This window comes from Caballeronia sp. ATUFL_F1_KS39, assembly GCF_023630985.1.
Classification (GTDB): domain Bacteria; phylum Pseudomonadota; class Gammaproteobacteria; order Burkholderiales; family Burkholderiaceae; genus Caballeronia; species Caballeronia zhejiangensis.
In genome coordinates this window covers 1-270 of the sequence record NZ_JALQDZ010000093.1, presented here as the reverse complement: position 1 = coordinate 270, position 270 = coordinate 1, and the positions used below count along the sequence as shown (strand labels likewise).

General features: G+C 47.0%; 1 protein-coding gene. It reads left to right on the top strand.

Annotated features, from left to right (window positions below):
• Window positions 1–270: DEAD/DEAH box helicase family protein (locus NCR93_RS31705; RefSeq protein WP_250532473.1), on the top strand; the 270-nt coding region annotated here is incomplete at both ends.

The following is a 270-nucleotide window of genomic DNA, read 5'->3' as shown; positions in this document are numbered from 1 at the left end:
GACAAGCTGCGTTCAATCGTGAGGAATTTCGTCGATACCAAGCAATCACAATTCGTAAACGTCTCGGCGGGTGCGGGTAAGACTGAAACGGTTTTGAAGACCATAATTGAATACGTTTCAGATGATACCAAAGTCCTGATTCTGGTTCCGACGCATGCACTCGGAAAAGAGGTCATCGAGAGGTTCAAGCGAATTCGTCAGCAACGTAGAGAAACCGCAACTCTTTTGAAGGACAAGGTCCGTTTTAAACGCGTGATCGCGATTGAGGGT